The organism is Pseudoalteromonas sp. SG41-5, assembly GCF_014164495.1.
Lineage (GTDB): Bacteria > Pseudomonadota > Gammaproteobacteria > Enterobacterales > Alteromonadaceae > Pseudoalteromonas > Pseudoalteromonas rhizosphaerae.
The window spans coordinates 1-15,453 of record NZ_JACJFH010000077.1 but is presented as its reverse complement, the minus strand read 5'-3'; the positions used below and the strand labels follow the sequence as shown (position 1 = coordinate 15,453).

9 protein-coding genes are annotated in these 15,453 nt (G+C 37.4%); 3 read left to right on the top strand and 6 right to left on the bottom strand.

From position 1 onward, the window contains the following. Nucleotides 1-360 precede the first annotated feature (360 nt). The 3 genes from H5232_RS17205 to H5232_RS17195 all read right to left on the bottom strand — a co-directional run bounded on the left by H5232_RS17205 (nucleotide 361) and on the right by H5232_RS17195 (nucleotide 6,136). Nucleotides 361-3,507, bottom strand: coding sequence for a DEAD/DEAH box helicase (locus H5232_RS17205; RefSeq protein WP_182831232.1), 3,147 nt, complete (start codon nucleotides 3,505-3,507; stop codon nucleotides 361-363). A gap of 412 nt (nucleotides 3,508-3,919) precedes the next feature. Further along, a complete protein-coding gene (locus H5232_RS17200; RefSeq protein WP_182757810.1) occupies nucleotides 3,920-4,882 on the bottom strand; it encodes a transcriptional regulator in 963 nt (320 codons plus the stop codon). Between the two features lie 15 nt (nucleotides 4,883-4,897). Next, complete coding sequence (locus tag H5232_RS17195) at nucleotides 4,898-6,136, bottom strand: AAA family ATPase (RefSeq protein WP_145239012.1); 1,239 nt, start codon at nucleotides 6,134-6,136, stop codon at nucleotides 4,898-4,900. Between the two features lie 771 nt (nucleotides 6,137-6,907). Between H5232_RS17195 and H5232_RS17190 the strand changes: the two genes are divergently transcribed. Beyond that, on the top strand, nucleotides 6,908-8,122 hold the full coding sequence (locus tag H5232_RS17190; RefSeq protein ID WP_145239015.1) for a replication protein A: 1,215 nt from the start codon (nucleotides 6,908-6,910) through the stop codon (nucleotides 8,120-8,122). Between the two features lie 57 nt (nucleotides 8,123-8,179). Here the strand turns inward: H5232_RS17190 and H5232_RS17185 are convergent, their stop codons facing one another. After that, nucleotides 8,180-9,055: a DNA replication terminus site-binding protein gene (locus H5232_RS17185; protein ID WP_182794169.1), complete on the bottom strand. Its 876-nt coding sequence runs from the start codon at nucleotides 9,053-9,055 to the stop codon at nucleotides 8,180-8,182. Between the two features lie 1,280 nt (nucleotides 9,056-10,335). Here H5232_RS17185 and H5232_RS17180 point away from each other — a divergent pair. Beyond that, nucleotides 10,336-11,685 carry a class II 3-deoxy-7-phosphoheptulonate synthase gene (locus H5232_RS17180; RefSeq protein ID WP_145239021.1) on the top strand — a complete coding sequence of 450 codons (1,350 nt, stop codon included), beginning with the start codon at nucleotides 10,336-10,338 and terminating at the stop codon, nucleotides 11,683-11,685. 94 nt (nucleotides 11,686-11,779) lie between these two features. Here the strand turns inward: H5232_RS17180 and H5232_RS17175 are convergent, their stop codons facing one another. Next, entirely contained in the window at nucleotides 11,780-12,589 is an 810-nt protein-coding gene (locus tag H5232_RS17175) for a pyruvate, water dikinase regulatory protein (protein WP_145239024.1), read from the bottom strand. 154 nt (nucleotides 12,590-12,743) lie between these two features. Here H5232_RS17175 and ppsA point away from each other — a divergent pair, with 154 nt between their 5' ends. Continuing rightward, the gene (gene ppsA, locus H5232_RS17170) at nucleotides 12,744-15,119 is read left to right on the top strand and encodes a phosphoenolpyruvate synthase (RefSeq protein ID WP_182831231.1); all 2,376 of its coding nucleotides are present in this window, start codon (nucleotides 12,744-12,746) and stop codon (nucleotides 15,117-15,119) included. 77 nt (nucleotides 15,120-15,196) lie between these two features. On the opposite strand, the gene H5232_RS17165 is transcribed toward ppsA, so the two are convergent. After that, nucleotides 15,197-15,406, bottom strand: coding sequence for a PGPGW domain-containing protein (locus tag H5232_RS17165; protein WP_145239030.1), 210 nt, complete (start codon nucleotides 15,404-15,406; stop codon nucleotides 15,197-15,199). Between the last annotated feature and the right edge of the window lie 47 nt (nucleotides 15,407-15,453).

Below are 15,453 nucleotides of genomic sequence, written 5' to 3'. Positions count from 1 at the left end.
AAAAAAGCCAGCTCAAAATGGGCTGGCTCAATCATTACTAAAATTAGTAACCAAATAGGGAAATCAACATGATGCTTGCGTAAACTGCAATTCAACAACAAGCAAAAGAGTAGACGCCCTCAAACTACTTTAGTTCAAAATAAATTTAAAATTGATAAAATAATATTGCATGAGCCAAATAGCAGGCATAAAAAAAGCCAGCTCAAAATGGGCTGGCTCAATCATTACTAAAACTAGTAACCAAATAGGGGGAAATCAACAATGATGCTTGTGTGTAAACTGCAATTTAACAACAAGCAAAGAAGTAGACGCCCTCACGCTAATTTAGTTCAAAATAAATCAGGCTAATTTGAAATAATGCTAACTTTTTATCAAAGAAAGCATTTGTTGTTCATCAAATTTTGTAAAACTCATTGATTTTTCAGTAAATAATGCATCAACAAGCGCTTGCTTATGTTGTTGCATTTTAAATACTTTTTGCTCAATTGAATTCGCCATTATCAGTTTATAAACAAAAACAGGATTTGTTTGACCGATTCGATAAGCACGATCTGTCGCTTGTTTTTCTACTGCTGGATTCCACCAAGGATCAAAATGGATCACAGTGTCCGCTTGAGTAAGATTAAGCCCTGTACCGCCAGCTTTTAAACTAATTAAAAATACCGACGTTTGACCACTGGTAAATTCTTCGATCACTTTATCGCGATGACGCGTTTGCCCCGTAAGCAAGCTGTAATTGATCTCCAGTGATGCTAGCTGCTGCGCAATAATATCTAATGCAGAAGTAAACTGGCTAAAAATAATAATGTTACGACCTTCGCTTAACATTACTGGTAAATGGCTACTCAACCAGTCAAGTTTTGCACTTCTAGCTGAGGTGTGTTCGTCAATCAAACGCGGGTGACAACATATTTGTCGTAACTTTAATAACGCCTCTAAAAAGGCTAATTTGCTCTTTTGCGCGCCTTGGGAAGCAAACAGGTCGACCATTTTCTCTTCTAGAGAATCAGTAATACTTTGGTAAATGTCTTTTTGCTGTGCTTCGAATTCAAACTCTTTGATCAACTCTGTTTTAGGTGGTAGCTCTTGTGCTACTTCAACTTTTGTACGGCGTAAAATAAAAGGCAAGATCAGTGATTTAAGCTCTTTAGCACGATCACTATCAGCGTCACGCTCAATCGGAGTCTGAAAATGCTGTTTAAAATGAGCCTGTGAACCAAGCAATGAAGGCATTGCAAAATCTAGCAATGATTTCAATTCAAATAAATTGTTTTCAATCGGTGTACCACTTAAACATAAGTTAAATTGTGCATTTAAACGCTTAACTAAACGAGATACTTGCGCACTGTCATTCTTTATATACTGCGCTTCATCAAGAATAATATTCTCAAAATACAACGGCGAGTAGTAAGCGATATCTCGCTTGAGTAATGGATAAGTAGTAAGAATGCAATCTGCCTGGGCTAAATGTTGTAATTGCTCAATCCGCGCGCTACCAAATAGGGTCGTCACTTTAATACTACTGGCGAATTTAGCCATTTCATTTTGCCAATTACTTACCAAGCTCGTTGGGCAGACAATTAGCGTTGGGCCTGCTTGCTCTCGTTGCCGTGCGTTAGCTAAAAATGCAATAACTTGTAAGGTTTTGCCTAATCCCATGTCGTCGGCGAGGATTCCGCCTAACTGATGGCGTTTTAAGAACTGTAGCCATTGAACGCCTTGCTGTTGATACTCGCGAAGCCGCACGCCCGCATTCAAGCCATGTAACACTGTAGTAGCAGTAGCTGGTGCATCTAGCTCAGCTAAATAAGACTCTAAGCTGTCGTCGACTAAGTTAACCGCAAAACAGCTCATCTTCATTAAATGTACTAAAAATGATAAAGGTATAAGTAATTCATCGCGTGTTTTTATAAACTCAAAACGATCTTTAAAATCAGTAAGCGTATCAAAAGCTGGTTTTGTTATTACTCCAAACTGTTTACCATTTGCATAATAATAAAAAAGTTCGCTTTGACGATTAAGTGATTGAAATTCTATATTATCGTTTGCTAATACGGTGGCAGCTTTAGCGTTTGAGATCATTATTTTACTAACAATTTGATGACCTTTACCACGTTTAACATCCAAGCTGACATTAGTGATTGATTTTTTTATCACTAGTTTTTTATCAGTTACCTTCCAACCACGCTGACGAAGTTTAGGCAAAACCTCGTATTTAAACCAATGCTGATGAATAACTGATTGTTTATTAAAAACAAACTCATTTTGTAAAGCCCCTTTACATAGTTCAAAGCCTAAATTTGTGAGCTCTGTGATAACGGTATTTTCAAGCGATGCATTGAGAATATTTGCTGGTGCTGAGTTTGGAGCGTAATTACCATCTTGATAGTTAAAGGTAAGCGTAAGCTTTAATTGGTTATTGCTATTACTAACATCCACAACAGCACAAGTATCTGCTACCCGTTTTATTTTTTTACGTTCAGATGATTGGTAATGAGGTATTACACCGTCACCAAAATTTGCAGCTAATTGCTTATAGACACGATCAAAATTAGCAGTATGAATGGCTGGGATCGCTTTGATATGAGCAACTTCTTCACCACTTAGTGGCGTACGTAAACGGCCTATGCGTAGTGACTCTGTATCAAGATAAGTCGGTGGTGTGGTTTTAAGTAAGAACCAAGATTGTTTACCCGTTAAACTTACATTTAATTGAATAAGATCTTTTTTGTGTGACCACGAAAAACTCAGATCTTCAGCACTATCTGCTTTAATCGACTGACGAGAGCGCCCAAAAAACAAACGCTGAGAAGCAATCAACTGCTGCAATGCGTTAAATCCCCATTGCCCTCTAAGCTCTAAATTACCAAGTGCATTTTGAGAACGGATCCAACTGTATAAACGAAAATCAGTTTCGAGTAAATCGGATGGTGTTACAAAACTATTAAGCTGCTGATCAGTAAGGTTTCTACCGAGGGTATACTGATGTTCTGCAGAGAAAGCGGCAATTTTTGGTGTTAAAATAACCCGATTGTTTTCTACATCAAGCACAAATAAAAGTACATTTTTAGCTTGTGCTGACTGGTTTTGCTTAAGTGTTGTTAGCTCTTCAAACCAATCATTCATTATATAGTCTTGGCCGTAATCACCAGAATGATCAATCTTCAGCTTTAACAATACAGCAGCCAAGTGGCGACAGTTAGTTTTGGCATTACATGAACAGTGTCGATCAACTGCAAAACCATTGGCTAACTTCTTTATCTCTATGTGTTGGGTAAAAGTACTGCCTTGATTTCCAAACACCGAGGCATCAATGACAGAGAAATCATGATTATGCTCTAACCAATTAATTTGACCATTTGCTACGTACTCTTTTGCTTTACTGAGCACATGAGGCTTAAACAGCTGTTTAATAAATCGTTCAGATAAAGGAAATTGAGTCGCTTGCTCTTGCTTGATCTCTTCAAAAATAGCGAGTAGGTCATTCTTAGATAAGTTAGCAGACATATTGCTCAGGGCAGTAAAAAATAAAAATAATTTTACCAGTATATGATTTATCGGCGTCGAGCTAAAGCATTAAAATGATTAAAAAGACTGGTTGGAGCTGATAAGTTAGTAAAAAAATGATCTCAATACAAAAACAGCTGAATTTAATAGTTAAACACAACTAACCAACAATAAACCCACAAGTTATAAACATATTGCTAATAATTAAGCGCGTTTACAGATCACATTTTTACTAAGTTATAAAAAAATAGCGGTAAGAGTGAAAAATATAGCTAATCAGTTAGTAAAAAAATGATCTATGAGCTCAATAGTAAGGTTTATTGATATTTCAGATCATTATTTTACTAACAAAACACAGTTTGGGATCAGAATTTTACTAACAAAAAAAGCCTTCAGATCAGATTTTTATTAACTAGTTAAATGCATTTAATAACTTAGTTAGCTGTTCTAAGCGCTTGTCAGTCATCACTTTATTATCAATTTTGATTGATAAATCACCACTTTTTAAATTACGTTGCAAGCTAATGTAATTATTTTCTAGTAGTGCTTCTCGACGTTGAGTTGACTGTGGCTCAGCGGTAAGCAATTTAGTGATCGCCATTGCACGCTTATCATCACCAATTATCTCTTCTAAGCTATTATCGTGTGTCAGATGATTTACTTGCTGATTAAAACTATGCTCATCACGTTCTTTTGCTGCAATCAGTTTTTTAGCTACTTCACGGCCAACATGATTCGCTGTTGGATAAAGGGCAAGTACAGCAGCAGGAAGCTTCTCAAAGGCTTTAATTGCATCAGCAATAGCTGTATGCGATACACCTTCAATGGCGGCTACTTCACGGTAAGAGCCTTTTTTTCCCTGTGCAACTAACTCATCTTTTGTTTGTTGATATGCTTGGCCAAGTTCCCAGAGGCTAGGGGCAATATATTGGTCTGACGATACCGCTAAAATCTTAGCATCTAAATCTGTAAAATCACTCGAACTAAGAACCATGTAGTCAGCATTGCCGATTATACATGCCATACGACGACGTGAGCCGGCTAATACCAGCGTTTCATCACCTTTGTCCCAACATAGGGCGGGGTGTTGGTTACGACCATCCTCGGCTATTGCAGGGAGTATATCAGCGACAGACTTTTCATTGAGTAATACTTGAACACGACGATTTTTTGCGTACACCTTGGTGGTACTTTCTATTTCAGCATGCGGGATCACTTTGCAAACGAGTGTGATCTGACGATTAGGATCGCTTGGTGCAGGCATTTTGATCACATCGCCTGCGTTTGCTTGTTCTAGTAATTCATCAAGATTGCTATTACCAATTGAAGTAGCAAAAGGATCTAAGCTGGTGTCATTTTTACGTTTTTTAGCCATTTTTTGTTAACTACCTTACTTAGTTTCATTCAATTGAGATTGTGTTGATTGCCAGTTTGAACGGATCAGCATTTCTAATTCATCAACAACATCTTTTATATTTTCTTGAGCTCTGATCAGTGATTCTCTACTTGCTAAGCTGTCAGATGTTTTTTGATCAAAAATAGTATTGAATGACGAAGAGCTCGCTGTAATTGCCGAGCTGTGGTTAATTGGGTAACTCATTACCTGACGACCAAATGCACTGCGTACATCTTTAACGATGTCACGCTGTGAATGATTGCCTTTTACGTAATTAGTTACTAAAAATTGCATAAAGTCCCAGCCTTCATGACCTAAAGATGCAACGGTATGATAGATCTCGCCTAAACGTTTTAAATATTTGTTATTAGCATCGAAATCAACGGCCTCAGGATGCACCGGGATCAGCATTGCCGTAGATGCCATTAAAGCATTATAAAACATGAAGTTAAGAGATGGAGCTGTATCAATTAAAATGATATCGAATTGATCCTTGACCGGATCAATAACTTTTTCTAATAGTTTATGGTAATGACGGGTTTTTTCATAACTTGAACTATCTTTTAGCAACGTTGCAGTTTCATGTTCAAAGTAAAAGTCATCCATACCAGAAGGCAAAATGCGTATATTTGGGATATGCGTAGGCAAAAAAGCATTTGTAACAAGTTGCTGCCAAGTTTCATCTGGATCTAAATCAATGCAATCTCGCATTAAATCACCGACCGTGATCGGTTCAGGTTCACTGGGTGGGAAAAAACTTGATGATGACCCTTGCGGATCTAAATCAATAATACCAATACGGTAACGTTTAATATTAGTCGTAGCTAGGGCTGCAGCAATATTTACCATACTGGTTGTTTTACCACAGCCGCCTTTTAGAGAGTTGATAACAATAACTTGTAATTTATCGTCAACATTGCGGTGATCTGGCTGAATATCCATTATATCTGCCATAGCAAATATATTTACCAAAGTGTAAGCGTAATGGCCGTTTGCACCGCGTTTGATGTTTAGCTCATCAAAATCACCATTGTCATGGCGGCGTTTTAAGGTACGATTGTTACAGCCTAACAGATCTGCTGCTGCTTTTTGAGTGTAAGTTCGAAGCTCTTTTTCTTCAGATTTTAAGTGGGCACGATAATGCTGAATACGTCCTGCTAATGATTTTTCTGCGACTTCTGCAGTTGCTTTTAAAAGCCGATAGGTGGATAGCGCATTATTATGAATTGACATACTTTATTCCTCAAAGTTAGGTATTAAGTATAATGTCCATTCAATTGACTGTAAACAACTATTTATGACGACATGGCTTTTAATAACAAGACATTTAGAATTAATTTGTAATTTTAAAATTGCTTAGTATAAATAAAGAAGTTTAAAGGTGGTTAAATATATAAGGTAGTAAAGGTTAAGGGCATAAAATAGACATCTAAGTTTCTGATATATATAAATAATAGTAAAAAAAGTGGATCAGGTTTATACTTGGTTAAGATCAGATCTTTAGTAACTGACAGATCGTAATTTTACTAACTCTGAATCAGATACTTAAGTTATGCACAGTTTGAACACAGGTTTACGCACAAAAACCGCTGTTGAGATCAGTTTTTTACTAAGATAATTAAGAACTTATCCACTTACAATCGGGATAAATAGGCTGTTCAATTAGTATAGATCTGATCTGTAGTAGGTATAGATCAGATCTATGCTAACTGATTCGATGATTATCCACAGGCATTAGTAAAAATTAGATTTATGTCGTGTATTTTTGGTTAAAAAACAAAAATACACGGACAAAAATACGCGTGAGTTAGTAAAATTTAGACTTATAACCGTAGTGTTAGTAAAAAACTGATCTGAAAATCAAGATCATTAAGGTTACTTAGTAAAATAGTGATCTGAACATATATTTTAATCCCAGATCAGTTTTGTACTAACTTAAACATTTAACTTTTTCTGTTTAATGTGTTGTTATTAGCTGTCGCAATAAAATTGGAAATAAGAACAATGAACCGAAAGGTCAACATCTCGGTAGATAACTTACCCGATACATTACGGGGTCAGATCCACGGGGTGGAAAGTGCAATAGATAACGAAAGCCTCGCATTATTTACAGACAATAAAGATGTGCGGGTTTCATTAGAAAATGCAGCGCATGGACTAAGGGCCTATTCGAATACTTTTAATCATTATGATTTGTGGGGACGTTTTGTTCGCTCAGGCCATAAAAAATTACCACTCGAAGAAGCACCTAAAAAAACCATTATTACTCGAAAAATATCCGAAAAAGTGGATGGCATTTTGTATGATGGTGAAATTAAAATTACTCCAGCGGTAGTAAGTACCCGTAAAGACGGTGAAGATGTTGAATATTTAGTTTGGCCATCAGATCGTGAAGAAAAAGTAGAACGTGCATTAATCCGTTTAGCTTCTAAAGGTAAAATTGTTAAAATCAATTTTAAGTCCGGTATTCAATATGCCGTGGTTTTTTCGATGAACGAATTAGCGCAAGAACTTAAAGCTGTTGGGCAATCAATGCCTTACCCACAAATCAAAGAAGCATTAGAAGCACTGCAAGGTTCTAAGCTATCGTTTAAGTATTCAGCGACAGATACTAAAAATACCAATATTGATGATTCATTTTACGAATCAAATATGAACTTTCTTTCTTCTTTGCACTTTAGTGGTAAAAAAGGGCAGGGCGGTAATGTTAAATGTGTTGCGTGCTTGAATGCGTTTGTCCATAACATGATCGATAACCTCGAATACAAAGGTTACTATTTCAATAGTGCGCAAGAATTAAAGCGCGGATTATCTCGCTGGATGATGTTGCGTCTTTATCATCTTTGGCGCTATGCGGCACCAGGAAAAACATATCATTTTAGATTGTTATCTATCATGGAAAAATATGGCTCAATCTATTCAACTGACGATATCACTGAAAATAAATTAAAAGCATTGCGTCGTGATATGACCACTACGATGAAAGATCTTATCGAAAAAGGTGCTATTTCAGAATATAGCATTACGAATGTTAAAGATGATAAAACTGGTAACATTGTAGATTATACATACGAGATGCATCCTTCAGATCAGTTTTGTGATGAAATACTTACTTTGAATAAGCATAACAAACGTATTGAAATTCAAGGTGGTAAACGCATAGTTGAAAATGCAGTTTTAATCGACGAAGATAAAATTGAAGAAATAGTCAAAGATTAACTTACCGCTTAAGCTTATTCTGACTAAGGCCGCTATATAGCGGCCTTTTTAACATAATTATTTATCAACTTGTTCCAAATATAATCTATCAACAAGAAAATCATACTCTCGTTTACGCGGATGGCTTTGTGGTTTTTGATAATCTGATAACGTACCTAGTTTTACATCCGGTTCAGGGTTTATCAAAATAAAAGGTAGTGCGGCACTAACATGATAACGATTTTGCGCGGTGTATCTCACATTTACTTGTGGGCTAACGCGGGTGGGGCGTCTTATTCGTAACTTATCTTTATCTCCTAAACTAGCGACACGTAATTGTTCTTGAGCAACGAGTGTTTGCCAACTGAGTTGATCTATCATTCTAGGATTGGAATAACTGGCTGATTTTTCGAGCATGGCTAGTGCCATCTTTTTTGTCAGTGTTTTAGTCGCGTGTTTGTGCATCCAGGTAAAACGAACTGAAAAAGGGGAGTTTACTTCAAAATGAATTTTACGGTACGCGGCGAGTGTTATTAAATTTGGTATCGCATTATGAACCGCTTCAAAGCGAGCATCATTATTATCAATGGCTAGAATACATTCTTTAAATGCAGCTTTAGCTTTATTTAATTGTTGAATTCGAGCAACAAGTTGTTTTTGATCCGCATTTTTTATTACCAGTAACCCAGGGTGACGTTTTAAAACACGACTACTTAAGCCTGATTTTTTATAGATATCGTTAAATGAATTTAAAATCAACTTTTGGCCCGTAGCACCTGTAATTTTCGTAACATTGATCGATTGAGGGACTATCTTTTCATCGTTACTATCAATATCAGGCAATTGATAATAATCAGCCTTTGAATAATCGCATTGCATTAAATCATCAATAAAGTGATTAGTTAAATCACTAAGTAAATCGAACTGACTGCGAATTTGTACTTTAGTTACCATAAGAACACATCATACAATATAGATGATAATAGTCTACCATAGCCGCAGTTAAACTAAAAACAAAGCAGCGCACAATCACCTGTTTATTTATCGTTTAACTTTACTTGATGCTAAGTATATACTTTAAATCAAATGAAGTATGATGTGTTCTTTGCCCTTGGTAAGGACCTTATAACGGATAGGTTGATAGTTTTTCTAACTTAAAAGTTCGATCATCTCTAAATAAGTATGTTTAATTATTGCCTTTGAGCTGATGATTAAGTACATCATGTTGCTGCAATTGCATAATCTCCGATCCGATAGAAGTATTTACCTCAAGTATAAGTTGTGTAGTTGAAGGGTGAGGACTAACTCTATTGTAGTTTTCAGTTGCCAATGGATACTGGTATATCAATGCAATAATTTACGGGAGCTTATTGATGTGACCAATTCTATAAATTACTCATAGGCACACTATTTCAATTTTGCTTCAGGGGATTATCTAATTTGAAACAGCTTACAAATTATCAGTCGTGCAGTTGCAGTGAGTAAGTTTATGGCTGTGAGCACGAAAATAAACTGCGCTTACAGACTTTATAACCATGAAGCTTAAGTAATCGTCGATATAGTTAAAGAGCTGAACTACAGTGATAACAAGCTGCTAAACCTATCTAGTTTAAGCCAGGCATTATAAAAATGTTGTATGAACGCTGAGAAATAGGCCAATAAGATGTATAGGAGTTGGAGTCAAACCAGCGCTCGAATTTTACAATTACATACTATTGCCTTAATTTAATTGCAGTGTCATTCAGGCTAGAATTGACAACTATCAGTAATTTGAGATACGTGCCAACATGAATCAAACAAGGTAGTTACAAGCAACATCAGACGAACTGAATTTCATTTAATTTAGGTATACCTCTTTATTACTCAGCACCCTTAGCACATATTTTAAACTTCAGCCATTTGATATAAAAAATAATCTAATTTCATCTGTAAAGTTAAGGTTACATAGCATTGCAATTTAAGTATGATGTGTTCTTATTATCAGTTGTAGAGTAGGCACTTAGTTTATTTACTAAGGTCTCGCTGTATTATTTAATTTTATGTTTTATATTAATAAGTTAAACAATACCCTGTGCATATTTTAAAAAATAAAAAGGTGGCAGAACAGTGCAAATCATCAATAATATTTATCTCATAACTAAATAATTGATAATTAGCGAATATAGTCCTTGAACAGGGGCACTGCATACGTTAATTTTCATCTATCAGGTAAATGTAGGAATGAGGAAATTAATATGCAGTCGTGGAACCCAAATAGCTGGAGAGAGCTCCCAATACTTCAGCAGCCACAGTATCCAGATCAAGAAGCGCTGAAAACTGTTGAAGGCCAATTAAAGAGTGCACCGCCACTGGTCTTCGCAGAAGAGACCCGTAGTTTATTTAAACAACTAGAAGACGTTTGTGAAGGCCGTGCCTTCTTACTTCAAGGTGGTGATTGTGCTGAATCATTTAGTGACTTTAATGCCGCTAATATTCGTGACACATTTAAAACAATATTACAGATGGCAGTCGTACTAACTTATGGCGGTAAATGCCCTGTAGTTAAGATTGCGCGCATGGCAGGGCAATATGCTAAACCACGCTCAGCAGATTTAGAAACCATTGATGGGGTATCTTTACCTTCATACCGTGGTGATATCGTAAATAATTTTGAGTTTACTGAACAAGCGCGTATTCCCGATCCACAACGCTTAATGACGGCTTATCATCACAGTGCAGCAACATTAAATTTATTACGCGCATTTGCACAAGGTGGACTTGCAGATTTACATCAGGTAAATCGCTGGAACATGGGTTTTGTTGCAGCAAACCCACTTAAAGAAAAATACCAACAACTTGCGGATAAGATTCAAGATGCGCTTGAGTTTATGGAAGTGTGCGGTATTAACTCAACAATTGCACCAAGCCTTAAAGAGACTGATTTATACACCTCTCATGAAGCGTTATTACTGGGGTATGAAGAAGCGCTTACTCGCCGTGATCATCTATCTGGTGATTGGTATGACTGCTCAGCACATTTTGTTTGGATTGGTGAACGTACTCGCCAACTTGATCATGCTCATATCGAATTCTTTAAAGGTATTAAAAATCCAATTGGGGTAAAAGTTGGCCCAGGAATGGATCCTGACGACTTAATTCGTTTAATTGATGCGCTTAATCCAGATAACATCCCAGGGCGCTTAACATTAATTACACGTATGGGTGCTGATGTACTTCCTGAAAAGTTGCCGGCCTTAGTACGTCGCGTTCAACAAGAAGGCCGTAAAGTAATTTGGAGTTCTGATCCAATGCACGGGAATACTGAAAAAGCGACATCAGGGTATAAAACCCGAAGCTTTGACAATATTTTGCGTGAGATCAGCCAGTTCTTCGCAGTTCATAAAGCTGAGGGCTCGTATGCAGGTGGTGTTCATTTAGAAATGACTGGCCAACATGTTACTGAGTGTACTGGTGGTGCTTACGGATTATCTGATGACGATCTAGCACAGCGTTATCGCACACAGTGTGACCCACGTTTAAATGCTGATCAAGTATTAGAACTTGGCTTCTTAGTTGCAGATTTATTAAAAGACGCACGTAAGTAGAGTTAGTCCAAAAAATCAAAAGCCGCATCTGCGGCTTTTTTAATGTCCGATATTATTTTTATACCTTGTGTAACTATAATTAGCTATATTGAAGTTAGTACTTACGTCGCTCAAGGTTAGTATCAGAAATGATCTTAGCGGAAATTTCTTCTACAGAGTGATGGGTCGAATTTAAATACGCCAGCTTATGTTTTTTATACAGCATTTCAACTTCGCGTACTTCGATTCGACATTGCTTAAGTGATGCGTATTTTGAATTAGCCATACGGCGTTGGCGAATATCAGCCAACCTGACTGGATCAATCGTTAAACCAAACAGCTTATGCTTATAGGCTACTAAGCACTGTGGTAAGTTACCCGAATCTAAATCTTCTTCAGTGATGGGGTAGTTAGCTGCTTTAATACCATACTGTAGCGCTAAATATAAACTAGTTGGCGTTTTACCACTTCGGCTTACGCCGACCAAAATTATATCGGCTTCAGCATAGTTACTTATATTAGCGCCGTCATCATTCGTAAGCGCATAGTTCACGGCATCAATTCTAAAGTCATAACTTTTTTCATGCATTGAATGAGTACGATGAATTTTAGGCACCGGCGCTACTTTCAGTTCTTGCTCAATTTTCTCACTAAATGTAGTTAAGAAATCATAAGTAACGGCGTTCGATGAGCGAATAATTTCACTTAAATTGTGATTAACAAAAGTAAAAAAAACCAAAGGTTTTTCGCCTTCGCGTTGTGCCGTTGCATTGATCAATGCTTTTATTTCGTTCGCTTTTTTTTCAGTTTCAACAAAAGGGATAGTTTTATGATTAAATTCAACGGGAAATAATGACAAAGTGGCGTGGCCAAATACTTCAGAAGTAATAGCAGTACCGTCAGAAATATAAAATGCAGTTCTCATATTAACCTTTTTATTACGTTTAATAGTTAAAATAGCCACCCTACGGTTTACGTAAGGTCTATTGCCAGTGTAGAATGAAGGTGACCTTTTTAGAAGGTTTTCTTTCTTAACTCTCACAGTTATTACTACAATTTGTTTTTTTGGAGAAAGATCCGTGCAAGAATACGTTCTCTGGTATCAAGAGCTTGGTATGCAAGATGTTCCTCGTGTTGGCGGCAAAAATGCCTCACTCGGCGAAATGATTTCTAACCTAGCAAACGCTGGTGTACAAGTCCCAGGTGGTTTTGCTACTACCGCAGACGCATTTAATGAGTTTCTTGAGCAATCAGGACTAAATGCAAAGATCCACGACATTTTAGACACACTGGACGTGGAAGATGTAAATACACTAGCAAAAGTCGGCGCTGATATTCGTCAGTGGATTATCGACACCCCATTCCAACCTAATTTAGACCAAGCCATTCGCGACGCATACAGCCAACTCCACGGCAATGCAGCAGACGATGTTTCATTCGCAGTACGTTCATCAGCAACAGCTGAAGATATGCCTGATGCATCATTCGCAGGTCAGCAAGAAACCTTCCTAAATGTACGTGGTATCGACTCAGTAATGGTCGCCATCAAGCATGTGTTCGCATCGCTTTTCAATGACCGTGCCATTTCATACCGTGTTCACCAGGGTTATGATCATCGCGGCGTAGCATTATCTGCGGGTATTCAACGCATGGTACGTTCTGATAAGTCATCGTCTGGCGTTATGTTCAGTATTGATACTGAATCAGGTTTCGAAGATGTCGTGTTTATCACCTCAAGTTATGGTCTAGGTGAAATGGTTGTACAGGGCGCAGTAAACCCTGATGAATTTTATGTTCATAAACCAACACTTGCTAAAGGTAAGCCATCTGTAGTGCGCCGTAATATTGGCTCAAAAGCGATTCAAATGATTTACTCTTCCGATCAAGCGCATGGTAAACAAGTAGAAATCGTAGATGTAGATGCAGCCCTTTCAAATAAATTCTCAATTACCGATGCCGAAGTTCAAGAGCTTGCAAAGCAAGCTGTGATCATCGAAAAACATTATGGCCGCGCGATGGATATCGAGTGGGCAAAAGACGGTAATGACGGCAAGCTATACATTGTACAAGCTCGCCCTGAAACAGTTCGTTCAAACGAAGATACGAATGTTATGGAGCGTTTTCAACTAAATGGCAGCAGTGCTGTTGTCGTTGAAGGACGTGCCATCGGTCATAAAATTGGCTCAGGTGTTGTTCGTGTACTTGATTCGATTAAAGAAATGGATCAAGTTCAACAAGGTGACATTTTAGTAACCGACATGACTGATCCAGATTGGGAACCTATCATGAAACGTGCTGCAGCGATTGTAACTAATCGTGGTGGTCGTACATGTCACGCGGCAATTATTGCCCGTGAGTTAGGTATTCCAGCAGTTGTAGGCTGTGGTAATGCAACTGACCTAATTAAAGCAGGCCAAGAAGTAACCGTATCATGTGCTGAAGGCGACACTGGCTTTATTTATGAAGGTATTTTAGATTTTGAAATCCTCACTTCACGTGTCGATAAAATGCCTGAACTACCAATGAAAATCATGATGAACGTTGGTAACCCAGATCGTGCATTTGATTTTGCACGCTTACCACACTCAGGTGTTGGTCTTGCGCGCGTTGAATTTATTATCAACCGTATGATTGGTGTGCATCCTAAAGCATTGCTAAATTTTGATGCTCAAACAGATGAGTTAAAAGCTGAAATCACACAGATGATTGCAGGTTATGAATCACCGGTTGAATTCTATATTGCTAAATTAGTTGAAGGTATTTCGACCTTAGGCTGTGCATTTGCACCAGAGCGTGTAATTGTTCGTATGTCTGATTTTAAATCAAATGAATATGCTAACTTAGTTGGCGGACAACAATACGAGCCTGAAGAAGAAAACCCAATGATTGGTTTCCGTGGCGCAGCACGTTATATTTCGGAAGATTTCCGTGACTGTTTCGCACTAGAGTGTGAAGCAATCAAACGTGTTCGTAACGACATGGATATGGCCAACATTGAAATCATGATCCCATTCGTACGTACCCTTGAAGAAGGTAAACGTGTTATTGAATTACTTGAAGAACATGGTCTTAAACGTGGCGAAAATGGCTTAAAAGTAATCATGATGTGTGAACTTCCATCAAATGCATTACTTGCTGATGAATTTTTAGAACATTTTGATGGCTTTTCAATCGGTTCAAACGATTTAACGCAACTTACGCTTGGTTTAGACCGTGACTCAGGATTAATTGCCCATTTATTTGATGAGCGTAACCCTGCAATCAAAAAACTACTTTCTATGGCAATTCAAACTGCCAAAGCAAAAGGAAAGTATGTTGGTATTTGTGGTCAAGGTCCATCAGATCATGAAGACTTTGCTGCGTGGTTAGTAGAGCAGGGAATTGATTCTGTTTCACTAAACCCAGATACAGTACTTGAAACTTGGTTATACCTTGCTAAAAAATTAGCAAAATAATCGTTAAAGTATAAAAAATGCCAGCGTTATTGCTGGCATTTTTGTTTACTCAATATGTTATAGCCTATTTATAACTTTTATCGGGCTAACTTCTTATCTAAGAACGCGCAAGATTTTGTCAGCGCTTTTTGGCAAATTGCTAAATAATGGCGTGCTTTAGGGTAATAAAAAGAGAAACACATAAGCCCTGCAATAAAAAAGATCAAAGAAGGGCCTGGTACAATAGCAAAAAATAATCCCAGCAACATAAATAAACTGCCGACTAAAACTAATACACATTTTTTCATTTCAATTCCCTCGCAATTAAGCATCTACTATGAGTATAAGTAATCAC